This window comes from Streptococcus sp. 1004_SSPC (assembly GCF_001069025.1).
GTDB lineage: Bacteria > Bacillota > Bacilli > Lactobacillales > Streptococcaceae > Streptococcus > Streptococcus vestibularis.
Window position 1 is genome coordinate 95,979 of record NZ_JWGQ01000011.1, and the last position, 19,069, is coordinate 115,047.

The 19,069-nt window shown below is 38.0% G+C and carries 18 protein-coding genes, 1 tRNA gene and 2 pseudogenes; 3 read left to right on the forward strand and 18 right to left on the reverse strand.

All coding sequences use genetic code 11. The features are described from left to right. Positions 1 to 30: 30 nt before the first annotated feature. The 11 genes from ADF62_RS01225 to rsgA form a co-directional block, all read right to left on the reverse strand. Positions 31 to 1,230: a phosphoglycerate kinase gene (locus ADF62_RS01225; RefSeq protein WP_003093539.1), complete on the reverse strand. Its 1,200-nt coding sequence runs from the start codon at positions 1,228 to 1,230 to the stop codon at positions 31 to 33. A 956-nt stretch (positions 1,231 to 2,186) separates the two neighbouring features. Then, the gene (gene gap / locus ADF62_RS01235; protein WP_003094404.1) at positions 2,187 to 3,200 is read right to left on the reverse strand and encodes a type I glyceraldehyde-3-phosphate dehydrogenase; all 1,014 of its coding nucleotides are present in this window, start codon (positions 3,198 to 3,200) and stop codon (positions 2,187 to 2,189) included. Between the two features lie 187 nt (positions 3,201 to 3,387). Next, complete coding sequence (gene fusA, locus ADF62_RS01240; protein ID WP_003094680.1) at positions 3,388 to 5,469, reverse strand: elongation factor G; 2,082 nt, start codon at positions 5,467 to 5,469, stop codon at positions 3,388 to 3,390. A gap of 212 nt (positions 5,470 to 5,681) precedes the next feature. Further along, positions 5,682 to 6,152 (reverse strand): 30S ribosomal protein S7, encoded by a 471-nt coding sequence (gene rpsG, locus ADF62_RS01245; RefSeq protein ID WP_002884746.1) that lies wholly within the window; start codon positions 6,150 to 6,152, stop codon positions 5,682 to 5,684. A gap of 18 nt (positions 6,153 to 6,170) precedes the next feature. Next, on the reverse strand, positions 6,171 to 6,584 hold the full coding sequence (gene rpsL, locus ADF62_RS01250; protein ID WP_002884809.1) for a 30S ribosomal protein S12: 414 nt from the start codon (positions 6,582 to 6,584) through the stop codon (positions 6,171 to 6,173). Positions 6,585 to 6,803: 219 nt separating this feature from the next. Next, entirely contained in the window at positions 6,804 to 7,628 is an 825-nt protein-coding gene (purR, locus tag ADF62_RS01255; protein ID WP_003094366.1) for a pur operon repressor, read from the reverse strand. A 93-nt stretch (positions 7,629 to 7,721) separates the two neighbouring features. Further along, entirely contained in the window at positions 7,722 to 8,663 is a 942-nt protein-coding gene (locus tag ADF62_RS01260; protein ID WP_048787897.1) for a 3'-5' exoribonuclease YhaM family protein, read from the reverse strand. Beyond that, complete coding sequence (locus ADF62_RS01265) at positions 8,653 to 9,927, reverse strand: DNA recombination protein RmuC (protein ID WP_048787898.1); 1,275 nt, start codon at positions 9,925 to 9,927, stop codon at positions 8,653 to 8,655. Before ADF62_RS01265 ends, ADF62_RS01260 begins: the two co-directional genes overlap by 11 nt. Position 9,928: 1 nt before the next feature. Next, complete coding sequence (locus ADF62_RS01270; RefSeq protein ID WP_003093307.1) at positions 9,929 to 10,561, reverse strand: thiamine diphosphokinase; 633 nt, start codon at positions 10,559 to 10,561, stop codon at positions 9,929 to 9,931. Next, complete coding sequence (rpe, locus tag ADF62_RS01275; RefSeq protein ID WP_002884311.1) at positions 10,554 to 11,213, reverse strand: ribulose-phosphate 3-epimerase; 660 nt, start codon at positions 11,211 to 11,213, stop codon at positions 10,554 to 10,556. Before rpe ends, ADF62_RS01270 begins: the two co-directional genes overlap by 8 nt. 7 nt (positions 11,214 to 11,220) lie before the next feature. Beyond that, positions 11,221 to 12,093: a ribosome small subunit-dependent GTPase A gene (rsgA, locus tag ADF62_RS01280; RefSeq protein WP_003093300.1), complete on the reverse strand. Its 873-nt coding sequence runs from the start codon at positions 12,091 to 12,093 to the stop codon at positions 11,221 to 11,223. Positions 12,094 to 12,229: 136 nt separating this feature from the next. Here rsgA and ADF62_RS01285 point away from each other — a divergent pair. Continuing rightward, positions 12,230 to 12,312, forward strand: a tRNA-Leu gene (locus tag ADF62_RS01285). A 38-nt stretch (positions 12,313 to 12,350) separates the two neighbouring features. Here ADF62_RS01285 and rsmA read toward each other — a convergent pair. The 5 genes from rsmA to trxA form a co-directional block, all read right to left on the reverse strand. Continuing rightward, positions 12,351 to 13,223, reverse strand: coding sequence for a 16S rRNA (adenine(1518)-N(6)/adenine(1519)-N(6))-dimethyltransferase RsmA (gene rsmA, locus ADF62_RS01290; RefSeq protein WP_048787899.1), 873 nt, complete (start codon positions 13,221 to 13,223; stop codon positions 12,351 to 12,353). A gap of 143 nt (positions 13,224 to 13,366) precedes the next feature. Then, positions 13,367 to 13,927, reverse strand: a complete 561-nt coding sequence (gene rnmV, locus ADF62_RS01295; protein ID WP_048787900.1) for a ribonuclease M5 — start codon at positions 13,925 to 13,927, stop codon at positions 13,367 to 13,369. Continuing rightward, positions 13,920 to 14,696, reverse strand: coding sequence for a TatD family hydrolase (locus ADF62_RS01300; RefSeq protein WP_048787901.1), 777 nt, complete (start codon positions 14,694 to 14,696; stop codon positions 13,920 to 13,922). The genes rnmV and ADF62_RS01300 overlap by 8 nt, the downstream gene beginning before the upstream one ends. Before the next feature lie 53 nt (positions 14,697 to 14,749). Further along, positions 14,750 to 15,181 (reverse strand): CoA-binding protein, encoded by a 432-nt coding sequence (locus ADF62_RS01305; RefSeq protein ID WP_003094764.1) that lies wholly within the window; start codon positions 15,179 to 15,181, stop codon positions 14,750 to 14,752. A 59-nt stretch (positions 15,182 to 15,240) separates the two neighbouring features. Then, a complete protein-coding gene (trxA, locus tag ADF62_RS01310; RefSeq protein ID WP_048787902.1) occupies positions 15,241 to 15,555 on the reverse strand; it encodes a thioredoxin in 315 nt (104 codons plus the stop codon). Positions 15,556 to 15,750: 195 nt separating this feature from the next. On the opposite strand from trxA, the gene ADF62_RS01315 reads away from it, so the two are divergent. Together ADF62_RS01315 and ADF62_RS10075 are read left to right on the forward strand one after the other, a co-directional pair. Next, positions 15,751 to 16,533, forward strand: coding sequence for a protein-ADP-ribose hydrolase (locus tag ADF62_RS01315; protein WP_048787903.1), 783 nt, complete (start codon positions 15,751 to 15,753; stop codon positions 16,531 to 16,533). Positions 16,534 to 16,644: 111 nt separating this feature from the next. Beyond that, positions 16,645 to 18,165 (forward strand): annotated as a pseudogene (locus tag ADF62_RS10075) (IS1182 family transposase). Here the strand turns inward: ADF62_RS10075 and ADF62_RS11310 are convergent. Together ADF62_RS11310 and traF are read right to left on the reverse strand one after the other, a co-directional pair. Beyond that, positions 18,120 to 18,536: pseudogene (locus ADF62_RS11310) on the reverse strand (acyl-CoA thioesterase). The pseudogenes ADF62_RS10075 and ADF62_RS11310 sit on opposite strands and share 46 nt — an antisense overlap. Before the next feature lie 65 nt (positions 18,537 to 18,601). Next, on the reverse strand, positions 18,602 to 18,937 hold the full coding sequence (traF, locus tag ADF62_RS01340; RefSeq protein WP_048787904.1) for a conjugal transfer protein TraF: 336 nt from the start codon (positions 18,935 to 18,937) through the stop codon (positions 18,602 to 18,604). Between the last annotated feature and the right edge of the window lie 132 nt (positions 18,938 to 19,069).

Genomic DNA, 19,069 nt, shown 5'->3' on the forward strand with positions numbered 1-19,069 from the left:
CCTTACAGAACGTTCTTAATTTACTAAAAATTATTTTTCAGTCAAAGCTGCAAGTCCTGGGAGTTCTTTACCTTCAAGAAGTTCCATAGAAGCTCCACCACCAGTAGAGATCCATGAGAATTTATCTGCACGTCCAAGGTTGATTGCTGCGGCAGCTGAGTCACCACCACCGATGATTGATTTAACGCCTGGTTGTTTCACGATAGCGTCCATCACACCGATTGTACCAGCTTGGAAGTCAGGGTTTTCAAATACACCCATAGGACCATTCCATACAACTGTTTTCGCACCAGTCAAGGCTTTATCGAATTCAGCAATTGATTTAGGACCGATATCCAAGCCAAGGAAACCTGGGTCTACTGCTTCACCTTCAGTGTCTTTCACTTCAGTGTAGTCAGCAAATGCATTAGCTTCTTTTGAGTCAACTGGCAAGATCAATTTACCGTTTGATTTTTCAAGAAGAGCTTTAGCAACATCAAGTTTATCTTCTTCTACAAGTGAGTTACCGATTTCGATACCTTGTGCTTTGTAGAATGTGTAAGTCATACCACCACCGATAAGAACTTTATCAGCTTTTGCAAGAAGGTTTTCGATAACACCAATCTTATCAGATACTTTAGAACCACCAAGGATAGCTACGAATGGACGTTCTGGAGTTTCAACTGCTTCTTTGATGTAAGCAATTTCATTTTCAAGAAGGAAACCAGCAACAGCTTTGTCAACGTTTGCTGAGATACCAACGTTAGATGCGTGTGCACGGTGAGCTGTACCAAATGCATCGTTTACGAAGATACCATCCCCAAGTGATGCCCAGTATTTACCAAGTTCAGGATCATTTTTAGATTCTTTCTTGCCATCAACATCTTCAAAACGAGTGTTTTCAACCAAGAGAACTTGTCCATCTTCAAGAGCATTGACAGCTGCTTCCAACTCAGCACCACGTGTAACACCTGGGATAAATTTAACGTCTTGACCCAATTTAGCAGCCAAGTCAGCAGCTACAGGAGCAAGTGATTTGCCTTCTTTATCAGCTTCTTCTTTTACGCGTCCAAGGTGAGAGAAGAGAATTGCACGTCCACCTTGTTCAAGAATGTACTTGATAGTCGGAAGGGCAGCAGTGATACGGTTGTCGTTAGTGATCACGCCATCTTTTACAGGTACGTTGAAGTCAACACGAACGAGAACTTTTTTCCCTTTCAAGTCAACATCTTTAACAGTCAATTTAGCCATTTGATCAGACTCCTTAATTTTTTAATACGTTTTCATTATATCACAAAATGCATAAAAGAGATAGCAAAATCAGAAGGATTTCTAGCTTATTACTAGTATAAGGCATTTAGCATATAATCTAAATAGAAAGGTCGAATATCCATGAAAAACAGCTAAACACGAAGCAGAAACAAGATGATCATGATCTAAATGTAATCCTTATTCTTACCCTTGTTCCTCTGCTCCTCTTTCTTACTCTTAAACCAACTCTTTTTTCATACACTAACCAAATATCAGTACCGCTATGGCTTCGATTAATCTTATTAGCTAGTTGTCAATTTGCCATCGCAGGCTTAGGAACCAGCACTGTTATGCTTTATTGCAAAGAATCTTTCAGACACTTTGGATTAATCACCAAAAATTTAGTTATCATCCTTTTTCAATCTCTTCTTGTAGCCCTACCACTTATCATATTTAAAGGAATTACTCATCAGATTAATTCCTATCTACCTCTTCAATCAATACAATTAACAAAAGAAGTAATGAGCCAATCATTTCCTAGTAATATCCTGGCATACATTTTCATCCGTCTTATTTGGGGATTCTGGGAAGGCTTTAACTATGCAGTTATCACTGAAAAGATAGGCATACATTTTCCATCTCCTTACTATTGGTTAGATAGTGGAGCAATAACTTGTGCGATTTTTTACCTCCTTATCCATGGAAACATTGTTTTTTGATGTCTATACCCTATTTGAATCACTTACCGTTTTTATACTTATTTATGGTATGCTAGCTATACAAAAACATAATAAGAACTCCTGGGGTTGTGTCAAGCCCTTTATACTTATTTGGAATATCTTCTAGCTTATTCATAAATCACAATCCTACTGAGATTATAACAGCCTATTTATGCGACTGTTTTATTATTTTGGAAAATAAAAAAGAGCCGAAGCTCTTCTTCCTATACAATTGAATTATTTAGCGATTTTCGCGAAGTATTCAAGAGTACGTACAAGTTGTGAAGTGTATGACATTTCGTTATCATACCAAGCAACAGTTTTAACCAATTGATGTCCATCAACAGTTTGAACTTTAGTTTGAGTTGCGTCAAACAATGAACCGAATGACATACCAACAACGTCAGAAGATACGATTGGATCTTCAGTGTAACCGTAAGATTCGTTAGCAGCTGCTTTCATTGCTGCGTTAACTTCATCAACAGTTACTTCTTTGTTAAGGACTGAAACCAATTCAGTTACAGAACCTGTTGGAATTGGAACACGTTGAGCAGCACCGTCAAGTTTACCGTTCAATTCTGGGATAACCAAACCGATAGCTTTAGCAGCACCAGTTGAGTTAGGAACGATGTTAGCAGCACCAGCACGAGCACGACGCAAATCACCTTTACGGTGTGGTCCATCAAGGATCATTTGGTCTCCAGTGTAAGCGTGGATAGTAGTCATCAAACCTTGTTTAACACCAAAGTTATCTTGCAATGCTTTAGCCATTGGTGCCAAGCAGTTTGTAGTACATGAAGCACCTGAGATAACTGTTTCAGTACCGTCAAGGATATCGTGGTTAGTGTTAAATACGATTGTTTTAACATCGTTTCCACCAGGAGCAGTGATAACAACTTTCTTAGCACCACCATTAGCGTGCAAGTGTTTTTCAGCAGCTGCTTTAGTTGCAAAGAAACCAGTTGCTTCAAGAACGATTTCTACACCGTCGTTAGCCCAGTCAATTTGTTCTGGGTCACGTTCAGCAGAAACCTTAACGAATTTACCGTTAACTTCAAATCCACCTTCTTTTACTTCAACAGTTCCGTTGAAACGACCTTGAGTTGTGTCATATTTCAACAAATGTGCAAGCATTGTAGGATCTGTAAGGTCATTGATGCGAGTAACTTCAACACCTTCTACGTTTTGGATACGACGGAAAGCAAGACGACCGATACGACCGAAACCGTTAATACCAACTTTAACTACCATTAGTGATTTCCTCCTTATGAAAATCAAATAAATATAATTTTGAGAGCAAGCTCTCCCTATTGTGAAAAGATTAACTTGAGCGCTTTCATTTAACCTTTTAACATCCCTATTATATAATTTTTTTCAGGAAAATGCAAATAGAAAAAGGCACTTACTTTCATAAGCACCTTAACTTAAAAACTTCTAATTAAGCTTCACCAGAATTTTTCTTGATGATTTCTTCTTGAACTGATTTAGGAACATCTTCATAGTGGTCGAATACCATCATGAATGTACCACGTCCTTGAGTTGCAGAACGAAGTGTTGTTGCATAACCGAACATTTCAGCAAGTGGTACATAGGCACGAACGATTTGGCTGTTACCGTGTGCTTCCATACCATCAACACGTCCACGACGAGCAGTAACGTGACCCATAACATCACCAAGGTTCTCTTCTGGAACAGTGATAGTTACAAGCATCATTGGCTCAAGAATAGTTGGTTGTGCAGTCTTAGCAGCTTCTTTAAGTGCAAGAGATGCAGCAATCTTGAAGGCTGTTTCAGATGAATCGACATCGTGGTATGAACCATCATAAAGTTTAGCTTTGATGTCAACCATTGGGTATCCAGCAAGGACACCGTTAGCCATAGATTCTTCCAATCCTTTTTCTACTGCAGGGATGAATTCACGTGGAACCACACCACCGACGATAGCATTTTCGAATTCGAAACCTTTACCTTCTTCATTTGGAGTAAATTCAATCCAAACATCACCAAACTGACCTTTACCACCAGATTGACGTTTGAAGAATCCACGTGCTTGTGTAGCTGCACGGAATGTTTCACGATATGATACTTGTGGAGCACCTACGTTTGCTTCAACTTTGTGTTCACGTTTCAAACGGTCAACAAGGACATCAAGGTGAAGTTCCCCCATACCAGAGATAACTGTTTCACCAGTTTCAGGGTTAGTTTCAACACGGAATGTTGGATCTTCTTCAGCAAGTTTTTGAAGACCGATACCCATCTTATCTTGGTCAGCTTTAGTCTTAGGCTCAACCATCAATTGGATAACTGGTTCTGGAACTTCGATTGACTCAAGAATAACTTTAGCTTTTTCATCAGTCAATGAATCACCAGTTGTAGTATCTTTCAAACCGATAGCAGCAGCGATATCACCAGCGTATACTTGTTCAATTTCTTGACGGCTGTTAGCGTGCATTTGAAGGATACGTCCGATACGTTCACGTTTACCTTTAGATGTGTTCATTACGTATGAACCTGATTGAAGGATACCTGAGTAAACACGGATAAATGTCAAACGACCTACAAATGGGTCAGTCATGATCTTGAAGGCAAGAGCTGCAAATGGCTCATCATCAGATGCTGGACGAGTTTCTTCTTCGTCTGTATCTGGGTTGATACCTTTAATTGCAGGGATATCAAGTGGGCTTGGAAGGTAATCGATAACCGCATCAAGCATCAATTGAACACCTTTGTTCTTGAAGGCAGAACCACAAAGAACTGGGAAGAATTCAACGTTGATTGTTGCACGACGGATAGCTGCTTTCAATTCCTCGTTAGTGATTTCTTCACCTTCAAGGTATTTCATCATCAAATCTTCGTCAGTTTCAGCAACTGCTTCGATCAATTTTTCACGGTATTCGTTTGCTTGATCAACGTAATCAGCTGGAATATCTTCTTCAAGAATATCTGTACCAAGGTCATTAGTATAGATTTCAGCTTTCATTTTAATCAAGTCAATGATACCACGGAAATCATCTTCAGCACCAATTGGCAATTGAATTGGGTGAGCGTTTGCTTGAAGACGATCGTGAAGTGTGCTTACTGAGTAAAGGAAGTCAGCACCGATTTTATCCATTTTGTTGGCAAATACGATACGTGGAACACCATACTCAGTTGCTTGACGCCAAACTGTTTCAGTTTGAGGTTCTACACCTGATTGTGAGTCAAGAACGGTTACCGCACCATCCAATACACGGAGTGAACGCTGTACTTCGATAGTGAAGTCCACGTGCCCTGGTGTATCGATGATGTTAACACGGTGGCCATTCCATTGTGCTGTTGTAGCGGCAGAAGTGATTGTGATACCACGTTCTTGCTCTTGCTCCATCCAGTCCATTTGTGATGCACCTTCGTGAGTTTCACCGATCTTGTGAATTTTACCAGTGTAGTAAAGGATACGCTCTGTTGTAGTTGTTTTACCGGCATCGACGTGGGCCATGATACCGATATTACGAGTTTTTGCAAGTGAAAATTCGCGTGCCATTAGGTTTATTCTCCTATAAATATTTTAGTTTACTTATTTATTATAACATTATTGTCAAAAAACGGATAGGCAGGACCTACCCGTTTTTTCACTAATATTTAACTGGTTTTCAAATGATATGAATTATATTATTTGAATTCATAGTCAGCCTATTACAAATCCATAATCTTAGCTTATGAATATATGACTGTAATTCAGCTTGAAACTTATGATTACCAGCGGAAGTGTGCAAAGGCACGGTTTGCTTCAGCCATTTTGTGAGTATCTTCACGTTTCTTAACTGATGCACCAGTGTTGTTTGCAGCATCCATGATTTCTTTTGCAAGACGATCTTTCATAGTGTGTTCACCACGCGCACGTGATGCGTTAACCAACCAACGAAGACCAAGAGTTGTACGACGTTCTGGACGAACTTCAACTGGGACTTGGTAGTTTGAACCACCGACACGACGTGCACGTACTTCAAGTACAGGCATGATGTTGTCCATAGCTGTTTCAAATACTTCAAGAGCATCGTTTCCAGTTGCTTCTTTGATTTGCTCGAAAGCATCGTATACGATTGTTGCAGCAGTACCACGTTTACCGTCAAGCATTACACGGTTGATAAGACGTGTAACGATTTTTGAATTGTACAATGGATCTGCCAATACTTCGCGTTTAGGCGCTCTATTCTTACGACTCATTTTATCTTATCTCCCTTCTTATCCTTTAGGACGTTTAGCACCGTACTTAGAACGGCTTTGTTTACGATCAGCTACACCTGCAGTATCAAGTGCACCACGGACGATGTGGTAACGTACCCCTGGAAGGTCTTTTACACGTCCACCACGGATAAGAACAACGCTGTGTTCTTGGAGGTTGTGTCCGATACCTGGGATGTAAGCAGTAACTTCGATAAGGTTGCTCAAACGTACACGAGCGAATTTACGAAGGGCTGAGTTAGGTTTTTTAGGTGTCATTGTTCCAACACGTGTTGCAACACCACGTTTTTGTGGTGAAGATACGTTAGTTTGAACTTTTTTGTGGCTGTTGTAACCAACGTTCAAAGCTGGTGATTTAGATTTAACAACTTTTGATTGACGTGGTTTACGAACCAATTGGTTAATTGTAGGCATCTACATTCTCCTGTGTTTTTTTATTTTTGGTTGATATGGCACTTGGTGACAGACCATATCTGTGTGTACTTTTGCAACTTATGTCAGCACGTCTCTGTACACTTTTGAGAGACCAAAAGTAAAAAGTACCGTCTAATATAGTATCATTTTTTGATAATTATTGTCAAGACTTTCTTGTTAAAAAGAAAAATTCCTAATCATCAAATTAGGAATTACGTTTTAAGCTTTTGATTTATCGAAAATATTACCTACTTCAACTTCTACTTTTTGTGCTTTTACATCGATGTCAGAAACAGTAAGTAATGATTTATATTCATGGATATCACGATCGCCTTTAGCATTTTCTGCAAATACAGCTACACCTACTAACTCACTATCAAATTCTGAAAGCAAGCTAATCATACCCGTAATGGTACCACCACCTTTAAGAAAATCATCAACAATAAGGACGCGGCTATTAGGTTTCAAACTACGTTTTGAAAGGAACATTTTTTCAATACGATCACTTGAACCACTAACGTAGTTTACCGATACGGTTGAACCTTCTGTAATTTTCAGGTCACGACGAACAATAACAAATGGAATGTTCAAGACATCTGCTACTGCATTTGCTAAAGGAACTCCTTTAGTTGCAACAGTCATAACAGCATCAATTTTTTGCCCTTTAAAAGCACTAGCAATAATACGACCAACATTTTTCAAAATCGAGGGTGTACTCAGTAAATCAGATAGGTAGAGATAACCACCTGGTAAGATACGATCACTCTCGGAAAGACGCTTACAAAGATCTTCAACCAGACTTCTCGCATCTTCATCAGAAATAGTCGGTGTAAACATAACACCGCCAGATGCACCAGTTACTGTTTCGATTTCTCCTATTTGACTTTCCTCAAAAGCTTTTTTAATGATAGCAACATCTTCTGAGATTGAAGACTTTGCAGCTTCATAACGCTCTGCAAAGGTGTTGAGGCTTGTCAATTGATAAGGATTATTAATCAGGTAGTTTGAAATCACTACCATACGCTCACTTCGTTTTAATTTCATATGTTACCTATATTTTCTGTACTTTTTAACTATTATACCATAATACAGCAAAAAACGAACATTTTCATATGAAATGCTCACTTAATTTCGATTTCAATCAAATTTTGGCTTGTAGAAGGAACGATTATCCATAGCAAAGAGACGATTTGTCATTTCTCCTGGTCCTACTAGGTTAAGGGCTGTCGTCATCATCATCATACTGGCATCAAGATTATCAATCATATGAATAATCTCTGCCTCCATAATACGGGGGCGCACTGGACTACCGTACTCTAGTTGTCCGTGATGGCTGAGAATGACATGACGCAAAACAACGACATCCTCACGCGTATCGTCAATATTGAGCTCCATGAGCACCTTGGTGATTTCTTCATCAATCAAAGCAATATGACCAATCAAGTTTCCACGAACCGTATACTCAGTATGTTCAGGACCAGTAAGTTCAATGACCTTAGCTAGGTCATGGAGCATAATTCCTGCAAAGAGCAGATTCTTATTTAGCTCTGGATAAATATCTCCAATGCTATCCGCTAGGCGAACCATAGTAGCTGTATGATAGGCTAGTCCACTTTCAAAGGCATGGTGATTTGTTTTAGCAGCTGGAAAAGTGAAAAACTCTTTATTATACTTACGATAAAGGGCACGAACAACACGCTGCCAAGTTGCTTCCTCAATCTTGAAAATCATTTGCTCTAGGTATTCACGTACTTCGGAAGGATTTACTGGTGGTTTCTCTTTGAAATCAGCTGGATCATTTGGCTCACCAAATGAAGGGAGTCGCAAGGTAATTTGATTGACCTGAGGAGTATTATTATAAACCTCTCGGCGTCCTTCCATATGAACTACCTTACCAGCAGTAAATTCTTCAACATTATATGGCTGAGCGTCCCATAAATTTCCTGAAATCTCACCGGAATCATCCTGGAAGGTAAAGGCAATATAGTCCTTTCCCGCTCTTGTCTTACGTACCTCTGCACGCTTAATCAGATAAAAGCCTTCAAAATACTCGTCTTTTTTCATTTGATTAATCTTCATGCTTGTCCTCGTTTTCTAATCGTGGTAAATCCAACAAACTTTGTGTCGCACTGTCTTGATAGGTTTCAATTGTATCAAGAGCTCTAACAATTGCCCTACTCCTTGTGTTAAGAAGACTATCGACTGTTTTACTTGCCGTATTCAATTGTTTCTGAGCCTTAGCAAGCATGTCTCCAAACTTACCAAACTCTAACTTGACGTTGCCTAAAATTTTACTAATATCATCCGCATTCTTTTGAATATTCAAAGTTCTAAATCCTACAGACAATGAATTTAAAAGTGCTGATAAGGTTGACGGACCTGCGATAACAATATTCTCCTCGCGACGAAGGGCATCAAAGAAGGCTGGTTGGCGTACTACCTCAGCATAAAGTCCTTCCGTCGGCAAAAACAATATGCCAAAATTTGTGGTTTCAGGTGGGTTAAGATACTTCTTGTTAATATCCTTTGCAAATCGCTTAATACTAGTCAAAAGTGACTTACGGTGATTCTCAATTTCCTCTTTATTACCAGATTCATAAGCATCTTCCAGACGATAGTAATCTTCCAAAGGAAACTTAGAATCAATGGGAAGGTAGATATATTCATCTTTATGGTTTCCTGGCATTTTAATTGCATATTCAACTCGTTCACTTGAACCTGATACCGTAGGAAATTCTCGCTCGTACTGATTAACAGTCAATATGTCCTCAATAATTTGTCCTAATTGAAGCTCTCCCAAAATACCTCGTGTTTTTGTATTTGAAAGAACCTTGTTAAGACTTCCAACATCCTTGGCTACATTTTTCATTTCCCCCAAGCCCTGGTTAACCGACTCTAATTGTCTTGAAACCGTCTCAAAAGAGGCTTGTAAACGTGTTTGTAAGGTTTGCTCAAGTTTCTCTTCAACTGTCTGACGCATTTGTTCCAAACGTTTCTCATTGGAATCCTGCATATCTTTAACAGCTTTGGTTAAGCTTTGGTTTATTTGCTCAAGGCGTTGGTCAGAACGGTCTCGATTATCAGACAAATTTTGATGTAAAACCTCTCGGATATCTGTCAACTGTTGATATAGTTCCATCTGCAATTGGTTCAATTGCTTTGTCGTTTCCAATTGGTTTGTCTTAGCAAAACTTTCCAATTGAAACGAAACTTGATCTGAAAGATTATCTGCATTTTCTTCCAAACTCTTATTAATCTGTTCTTTTAACTCCATATTCTTCAAGAAAAGAGAAATAAGAATCCCCAAGCTTAATAAAGTTAAAAGTGTAAGTAGATAGATCATACTAACTCCTATCTTTAGTCTGGATGACAATCACATATCCATTTGGCACAATCACTTGAATTGGACCATCAACGAATTCATTGCTAGAATAGATTTTCTTCTGGAAATAATTCATATTAGTTAATTCGTATTTTGCTCCCAAAATCATCAGTTTTCCATCACCTTCATGTAAAAAAGAAACATATGTCATTCCGGGTTCTGGTAAAACTTTATGACTTCCTTCTGGATAATAAGTAATCTTATTTTGCTTATCTCGCAAACAGATACACCTCATAAAAGGAGCTAATTCAAGATCGCTGACCAAAAATATATTTGATAACATATGATCAATTCTGCCACCAAAAGCACCGAAAATAGTTACTTCCGCCTCAGGATATAATTGAAATATAATTTTTAGAGCTAACTCTGTATCCGTATCATCCTTTTCAGCTGGAGCAATCATACAATCTTTGGCAGCTGATTGAATCATCTCTAACTCTGACCGAGATACTGAATCAAAGTCTCCGACAGCCAAATCAATAGGTAAACCTAACTCCAACAAACGTAAGCACGCGCGATCCACCCCAACAAAATAATCAAAATCGGTAGTGAACCACTCTAGCTCACCACCGACAAATAAAGCTATTTTAGGCATCGATAGCATCACGAAGCGTTTGAACTTGCGCTGTCAAATCAGGATTTTTGAAGAGGTAAGAGCCTGCTACAAAAACATTAGCTCCCGCCTTGGCACACGCTGCAATAGTATTATTATCTACACCACCATCAACTTCAATATCGAATGAATAGCCACCTTTTTCACGAAGCTCCACAACACGCTCTACTTTAGACATCATTTCTGGAATGAACGCTTGACCACCAAAACCTGGATTTACAGTCATGATAAGTACTTGATCTACTAAATCAAGTACAGGAATAAGTGCCTCGACTGGGGTTCCAGGATTAATCACAACACCTGCTTTCATACCAGCAGCTTTGATTTTCTGGAGGGCACCATGGATATGTTTAGTGGCTTCAACATGAATAGTCATGATATCTGCTCCTGCTTGTGCATAGGCATCCACATAACGCTCAGGATCAACAACCATAAGGTGGCAATCAAAAACCAACTTGCTATGTTTACGCATGCTAGCGACCACATCTGCTCCCCAACTGATATTAGGGACAAATTGACCATCCATAATATCAATGTGAACATATTCCGCACCTGATGCATCAATACGAGCTAGTTCTGAAGCAAAATTAGCATAGTCAGCAGCTAGGATAGACGGAGCAATTTTATAAGACATGAGAGACCTACTTTCTTTTTACAGTTTTTTTATATGTTTCACGACGGTTTTCAATTTCACTTAAAAATTGAAGGTAATTATCATAACGGACTTGCCATATTTGGCCATCTTCAACCTCATCCTTAACAGCACAAGAAGGCTCATGGGTATGAGTACAAGAACGGAATTTACAGCCATGACTAGCTTGACGGATTTCTGGAAAAGCTTCACTCAAGTCCTCGGCATTATCCACTTCATAATCTAGCGAAGAGAATCCTGGTGTATCAGCAATCTTCCCTCCATGAACATCATAAAGACTTACAGCCCTTGTAGTATGACGTCCACGACCTAAACTGTCTGAAATCTCACCTGTTTCCAACTTCAACTCTGGGGCAATACGGTTCAACAAGGTTGATTTTCCAACACCTGTCTGTCCCATAAAGACTGTTATTTTGTCAGTCAAGAGCGACAATAGTTCTTCCAAACTGAAGACAAAATCAAAACCAATTTTTTGATACTGTTTTTGAATGGCCTTCATTTCTGAATCATCTTCAACCAAATCCATCTTAGAAATATAAATTACAGGTTTTATATTCTTATGCTCTAGTAAAACCAAAAAACGGTCCAGAAGATTACTATTGAAATCCGGTTCCTTAGCAGACATAATGACCACAGCCTGATCTATATTGACAATGGGTGGACGCACTAAACTATTGATTCGTTGACCAATTTTAAGGATATAACCTTCTGAATTTTCCTCTGCTGAAAATTCGACAAAATCCCCAACGTAAGGTGTTTGTCTTTTTTTTCTAAAATTTCCTCGCGCACGCGTCTGGTATACAACACCATCATGCTCTACATAATAGAAACCTGCCAGTGCTTTGATAATTCTTCCTTGCAAGTGAACTCCTCAATCGTTTAATAGCCCTATTATATCACAAATTAAAAAGCTTTTCTGGAACAAAAAAACTGATCTTCCATTTCCCATGAGCCTCCTTGCATTTTCAATAGATTGCAGTATAATAGGCATATCATCTGCGGAGGTGGTGGAATGGCAGACACGCATGCTTCAGGCGCATGTGCTTTTTCAAGCGTGAGGGTTCAACTCCCTTTCTCCGCATAGCTAAAATCCCACTGACATTCAGCGGGATTTTTGAATTATAGACCAGCTTCTCTCAAAGCATCTGAGAGACGTGCAAAATCAGAAATAGACAGCGCCTCTCCGCGAATAGAAGGTTTTATAGCTGCATTTTCCAAAGCCTGCTCAAGCTTGTTTTTAACTTCTTCAGACTTACCAAAATGACTTGTCAGATTATTCCAAAGCGTCTTGCGACGATGCACAAAACTAGCCTTTGATACACGGAAAAAGAAATCTTCGTCTTTAACTTCAACTAAAGGTTGCTTACGGCGTGTCATCTTCAAAATAGCCGAGTCAACATTAGGTGCTGGCACAAAAACTGTACGAGGGACAACGAATGCCACCTTAGCAGTCATATAATATTGCACAGCGATGGATAACGAACCATAGGCCTTTGTATTGGGCTCAGCAGAAATACGATCTGCAACTTCTTTTTGCATCATAACAACAAATTCTGCAAAAGGAATCTTACTCTCAATCAAATGCATTAAAATTGGTGTCGTAATATAGTATGGTAGATTGGCTACAACCTTGATTGGTAGATTTGGATTTTCAAATTCTTTGACACGTGTCTGTAAATCTGCCTTGAGAACGTCTTCATTAATCACTTTAACATTATCATGATCACGCAGAGTATCTTCCAAAATCGGAACCAATCGCTCATCAATTTCAAATGCCATAACTTCCGCAGCATTTTCAGTTAGGAATTCTGTTAATGCTCCAATACCAGGCCCAATTTCGATAACATTGACATTTTTGTCAATCTCGGCCGTATCAACAATCTTTTGTAAAATATTTGTATCTGTTAAGAAGTTCTGTCCAAAAGACTTCTTAAAGGTAAAACCATGACGTTCAAGAACAGCCTTGGTCACGCTATAATCTGCAATTCTCATTTATTCTCTTTTCTTATTTTAATATCAGGATTCTTGTTACTTTAATTCAAAATTAAATCAGATTCTTAATTATCTTAACTGCTAAAAGAAACTATTTAGCAGCAACTTTAGCGACTTCTTAATTTCTAAGAGCACTAATAACCCTAGTATTTCGCCATGACCTCTTCAAGTTCTTCTAAAGTAATTCCAAACAATTCCAAACGTTTTAAAAGCTGCTTTCCATTGCAATAACCAATGCGAAACGCTTCCCCCAAATATTCTCGACGTTTACGGCTATCCGATCCCATCAAAAGTCCTAACTTCATGAGATCTGATTTACTGATATCAAACTGATTATCATCATCGTAACTACCTAGAACTCCAGCCAGTGCCTTCTGAATATCTTCAAAATTTGCATGCTCAACTCCCAAGGAACGACCTCTTGTCTTAGATTTTGGACTTGCTTCACCACGGTTCAAAAAAGCATGCTTTGCTGTCGGAACAGCTTCCATGATGATTTTCCGAATACGTTCTCCATTATAATCTGGATCTGTGAAAACAATCACTCCTCGTAATTCATTAAGCTTATCGATACGCTCTAAGTCATCCTCATTAATAGCAGAGCCCCTAGTCTCATAGGTATCCACCTCATAAAAACGTCTCAAATTTGCCGTATCATCCTTGCCTTCTACGACGATAACTTCTTGAATTTTTATTTTACTCATTCAGACCAAAAATCCTCATCGCATTGTCATAAGTAACTCTTGCAACCTCTTCACTTGTTAAACCACGAAGCTCTGCAATCTTATCCACCACGTAACGTGTATACCCTGTACGATTTTCACGACCACGTTTTGGCACAGGTGCTAGATACGGTGCATCTGTTTCAACTAAAATCTTATCTAAAGGTAAGTACTGAGCAGCTTCTTGGACATCCAAAGCCTTCTTAAAAGTTACAACACCTGAAAATGAAATCATCATACCGAGCTCAACAAATTTTTGAGCCATCTCCAGGGACCCTGAGTATGAGTGCATAATCCCACCACAAGGACCAACCCCAACTTTTTTAATAACCTCGTAAGTATCCTCTAGTGCGTCACGTGTGTGTACAACGAAAGGCAAATTATATTCCTTTGACAAGGCTATTTGACGCTTAAAGACCTCAATCTGAACCTCCTTAGAATCTTCCATCCAATAATAGTCCAAACCAATCTCGCCAAGTGCCACTACGTTCGGATTTCCCAATTGTGACACAATCATATCCTCAATTTCCTGAGAATATGATCCTGCTTCTGTAGGATGCCATCCGATTGTACTATATAGCTGGTCGTATTGCTCTGACAGCGCTAAAGACTTCTTAATTGTCGCTTTATCAAAACCAACAATATTCATTTTAACAACACCAAGTTCAGCTGCAAAATCTACTTCTTCTTGTTCTTTTCCTGCAAAATTATCCACATTAAGATGGGTATGTGTATCAAAAATTTTAATCATAGGTCTATTATAACAAAAAGGAGCGAGCTTAGCTCACTCACCTTTTCATTTTATTAAACAAAGAGTCGCATATATTCTATCTTTGTACAGCGATTCATTACAATATCCTGTCTATTAGCCTGACGAAGAATAGTCTCTGCCTCTTCATTTTCAAGACCGATTTGACTCCAAAAAACTTTGTCCTTCGTTTCAAGAAAATCATAAGCAACATCTGGTAAATACTCACTGCGTCTAAAAACATCAACAATATCTACCGAAAACGGGATGTCCTTAAGATAAGCATAAACATGCTCTCCTAGAAGCTCCTGACCTTCTAGTTTAGGATTTACTGGTATGATACGATAACCAGCAGCTTGTAGGAAATGCGCAACTTGATAAGATGCTGCCTCCTTACGATGAGATAGACCAACGATTGCGATAGTCTTTGCTGATTTTAAATAAGATTCTATAACCTCAGCACTAGGGTTTTGAAATGAATAAGACATTTGACTCTCCTCATCGTTCGAAAAACTAAACTCTCCCTAAATGGGATTGCGATGATTACTTAGCTAAGCTCAGCAACGATAGCTTTAATTTGTTCTTTTGTATGAACACCTGCAACTTGCTTAACAACCTCCCCATCTTTTTTGAATAACAAAGTTGGGATAGACATAATTCCAAATTTTTGTGCTGTTTCTGGATTCTCATCAACATCAATCTTCACAATCTTTAGTTCATCTTCTGAAATCTCTTCAGAAAGTTGCTCAAGAATTGGTGCTTGCATCAAGCAAGGCCCACACCAAGTTGCCCAAAAATCAATCAAGACGAGTCCTTCAGCTGTTTCTTGTTCAAATGTAGAATCTGTTACTACTTGTGTCATTTAATTATCCTCCTAGATATTATAAAACTTTTGTAGACCTATTCTATATGATTCTAAAGGCCATTGCAAGAATTTGATACATACATAAGAATTTCTTATCAAATATTAGTCATTTCCTATCATGGACATCACTTGCCCATAGAATACCTTGAGAGTATAATAATAAATAAACCAAAAAAATAGAAAAGAGTAAACATGGATAAAGATGCAATGATTACCTATCTCATAGGTGAACTCAAAAAAGAAAATCTAGAATTACATGATTTGATTGTTCCAGAAGAGCTCGAAGAAAAGCAGAAACTCCTAAGAGCACTCTTTAATACACGTAAACCAATGGCAGCATCAACACAATTCTTGACCATCCAAGACCTTTACCTACAAGTTAGAAAAGGTGAACGAGGAATAGTACAACTCAACTCTCTCCAGTCTATTCCTCAAGATGAGAGAATCTATCTATGGAAAGGTGATATTACAAGACTAGAGGTAGATGCAATTGTAAATGCAGCAAATAAAACCTTACTTGGATGTATGAAACCACTCCATAATTGTGTTGATAATGCTATTCATACATATGCAGGTGTCCAGTTACGTCAAGCTTGTTTCGAACTCATCTTAGAACAAGGATATGAAGAACCAGTAGGAATGGCTAAAATAACCCCAGCTTATAATCTCCCTTCTGCCTTTGTTATACATACAGTTGGTCCAAAAATTGAAAACCAACTAACACCAATTGATGAAGATCTTTTGGTTAAATCGTATCTTTCAGTATTAGCACTAGCGGAAAAAAACAATATAGAATCAATATCCATACCATGTATATCAACTGGCGATTTCAAATTTCCAAAACAAAAAGCAGCAGAGATCGCAATCAAAACTGTAAAATCCTTTATTGATCACTCTGAAATTGTTAAAAAAGTTATTTTTAATGTCTTTGATGATGAAAATTTAAATATTTATCAAGATCTCCTTGCAGAATAAAAAAGAAAATCAAAATTGATTTTTTCAGATTGAAGACAAAGTCCTCAGAAGTTATACTTCTGGGGATTTTTCTTGCTTTGAAGGAGTATAATAAAAGAAAAAAGGTATTTGGTGAGGTGCTCCTACGTTTCACACCCCCCTGAATACAATCGACGTCAAGTAGGATTCTATACGCTTGATGAACTTGTGCCTAAAGACCATTTTCTAAGAAAAGTAGAGGAAACGATTGATTTTTCTTTTATTTATGATCTTGTCGAAGATAGTTATTCCTCGGATAATGGTCGCCCTAGTCTAGACCCTGTTTTATTAGTTAAAATTCCGTTGATTCAATGTTTTTATGGCATTCGTTCTATGCGCCAAACCATCAAAAATATTGAGGTGAATACGGCTTACCGATGATTTCTTGGCTTATCTCTGGACGATAAGGTACCACATTTTACAACTTACGGTAAGAACTATAGCCGACGCTTTCAAAACAAAGAAGTTTTAGCACACATTTTTAGTCATGTGCTTCATCATGTTTTGGAAGCAGGGCTCATTGATCCCTCAGAAATCTTCATTGATGGGACTCATATCAAGGCAACTGCTAATAATCATAACTACAAAACTGTTGTTGATCAAAAAGCTAAATTCATGAGTGAACAACTGGAGACTGAAATTAATTTAGATAGGAGAAAACACGTAAAAAAGTTCTTAAAGCCCGCAAAAAAAGGCGAGGCTAAACCTAAGAAACAATCAACGACGAACCCAGACAGTGGTTTGTTTCATAAGGAGGGAACATAAGGAAGTCTTCGCTTATAATACTCAGGTAGCTTGTGATAAACATGGTTGGGCCTTGACTTATACAGTTGAATCAGGAAATATCCATGATAGTCAGGGCTTCCCTGGCCTTTTTGCCAAACTAGAAGCCTTCTCACCTGAATTCATTATTGCGGATTCAAGCTATAAAACACCTAGTATTGCCAAGTTTCTTCTAGAAAAAGGAATTACACCAGTTTTCCCTTACACTAGACCAAGAGGTAAGAAAAATTTTTTACGTCCAAAAGACTTTGTCTATGACGAGCATTTTTATTATTATCTTTGTCCAGAGAATTAGGTATTATCTTATCGTACAACTACACGTGAAGGCTATAGAGAATATAAAAGCAATCCTAAAATTTGTAAGACCTGTCCCTTGTTAGCGATTTGTACAGAAAGTCGCCAGCACCAAAAAGTTGTTGTGCGTCACATTTGGAAAGATGCCTTGGAAGTCTGTGAAGATATTCGCCATCAAAGTGGTATGAAAGAACGGTATCAACACCGTAAAGAAACGATAGAACGGTTATTCAGAACAGCTAAAGAATATCATAACTTACGTTATACCAGAAAAAAGGAAAGTCCAAAATGGAAGATAAGGTTGCGCTTACTTTAGCATGTCTAAATATCAAAAAATTGGTAAAAATGATAGCAGGAAAGACCTATAATTATACCCAAATATCTCAATATTATTGGATTATAGGAGAATTAGGTAAGAATATAAAAAAGACAAACATCAAAAACGATGTTTGTCTTCATTCTCAGAAAATCAAAATTGATTTTCTTTTTTATTATAAAATTGATTGTTCTTTCAAAAATTTAAAGAATGCAGGGTAATCATTTTTTAGATTAACAAAACTACCTTCTTTCGACAAAAAACTATGTTCTGAAAGACCTGTACAAACTAGAACACCATCTTGATTTAGCATTCTATACAGAAAAAAGTTTAGCAGATTTAACACTTTTTACAGAAATTTCTATAGAAATCTGATCTAAGAAAGTCGTTGTAGCTTTATATTAACACGAATGCGTTGGCTCGAAACCAGCTAACCCGGTTATACTTTGCCGGAGTGGCGGAATTGGCAGACTCGCTGGACTCAAAATCCAGTGTTCGCATAGAAATAACAGGAGAAATAATTCCCTCCTCAGAAAAAAAGTTCTAGCCTCTTCCATCCATCGAACATAATTGAATAATGAGTAATGCCCATTCAATCTGTTACATAATACTGGACCTCTTGTTTAGAAATAAACATAAGAACCTCCAAAAAATAACTTAAGAAATAAAATCCAAAATGTCTTCCTCAGAGAGCGAAGAGTCACAAACAACCTTCGCAGCACCTTTTTCTGAAACAAACAGTGCAGGTACAGTCGCAATACCATAGCGTTTACGTAAAGCCTGAATCTCTCCCAGTTCATCACTATTTTCACTATTAATATAAAAAATATTAAATTCAGATTTACGAGCAACATTTGATAATTTAGTCTCAAAACGCTGACAATACGGACACGAAGAACGACCAATAAACAAAATAAATTTTTCAGCTGAAGCAATATTCTCCTTAGCCAAAGAGACAGAAATGGGCGTAAAAGCCGATGCAAAAATTGACATAATAATACCTCTCGAATAAAAAAATCTATTCATATAATATCTAAAAAATTGGTAATTAACAAGAAAATAAACCAAAAAAGCTAGACAATGTCTAGCTTAAAAAACTATACTCCGCCAGTAGGACTCGAACCT

Bases quoted from the DNA above. Each gene is read 5' to 3' on its own strand.
- ADF62_RS01225 (WP_003093539.1), bottom strand. From the start codon at position 1,230: ATGGCTAAATTGACTGTTAAAGATGTTGACTTGAAAGGGAAAAAAGTT.
- gap (WP_003094404.1), bottom strand. From the start codon at position 3,200: ATGGTAGTTAAAGTTGGTATTAACGGTTTCGGTCGTATCGGTCGTCTT.
- fusA (WP_003094680.1), bottom strand. From the start codon at position 5,469: ATGGCACGCGAATTTTCACTTGCAAAAACTCGTAATATCGGTATCATG.
- rpsG (WP_002884746.1), bottom strand. From the start codon at position 6,152: ATGAGTCGTAAGAATAGAGCGCCTAAACGCGAAGTATTGGCAGATCCA.
- rpsL (WP_002884809.1), bottom strand. From the start codon at position 6,584: ATGCCTACAATTAACCAATTGGTTCGTAAACCACGTCAATCAAAAGTT.
- purR (WP_003094366.1), bottom strand. From the start codon at position 7,628: ATGAAATTAAAACGAAGTGAGCGTATGGTAGTGATTTCAAACTACCTG.
- ADF62_RS01260 (WP_048787897.1), bottom strand. From the start codon at position 8,663: ATGAAGATTAATCAAATGAAAAAAGACGAGTATTTTGAAGGCTTTTAT.
- ADF62_RS01265 (WP_048787898.1), bottom strand. From the start codon at position 9,927: ATGATCTATCTACTTACACTTTTAACTTTATTAAGCTTGGGGATTCTT.
- ADF62_RS01270 (WP_003093307.1), bottom strand. From the start codon at position 10,561: ATGCCTAAAATAGCTTTATTTGTCGGTGGTGAGCTAGAGTGGTTCACT.
- rpe (WP_002884311.1), bottom strand. From the start codon at position 11,213: ATGTCTTATAAAATTGCTCCGTCTATCCTAGCTGCTGACTATGCTAAT.
- rsmA (WP_048787899.1), bottom strand. From the start codon at position 13,223: ATGAGAATTGCAGATTATAGCGTGACCAAGGCTGTTCTTGAACGTCAT.
- rnmV (WP_048787900.1), bottom strand. From the start codon at position 13,927: ATGAGTAAAATAAAAATTCAAGAAGTTATCGTCGTAGAAGGCAAGGAT.
- ADF62_RS01300 (WP_048787901.1), bottom strand. From the start codon at position 14,696: ATGATTAAAATTTTTGATACACATACCCATCTTAATGTGGATAATTTT.
- ADF62_RS01305 (WP_003094764.1), bottom strand. From the start codon at position 15,181: ATGTCTTATTCATTTCAAAACCCTAGTGCTGAGGTTATAGAATCTTAT.
- trxA (WP_048787902.1), bottom strand. From the start codon at position 15,555: ATGACACAAGTAGTAACAGATTCTACATTTGAACAAGAAACAGCTGAA.
- ADF62_RS01315 (WP_048787903.1), top strand. From the start codon at position 15,751: ATGGATAAAGATGCAATGATTACCTATCTCATAGGTGAACTCAAAAAA.
- traF (WP_048787904.1), bottom strand. From the start codon at position 18,937: ATGTCAATTTTTGCATCGGCTTTTACGCCCATTTCTGTCTCTTTGGCT.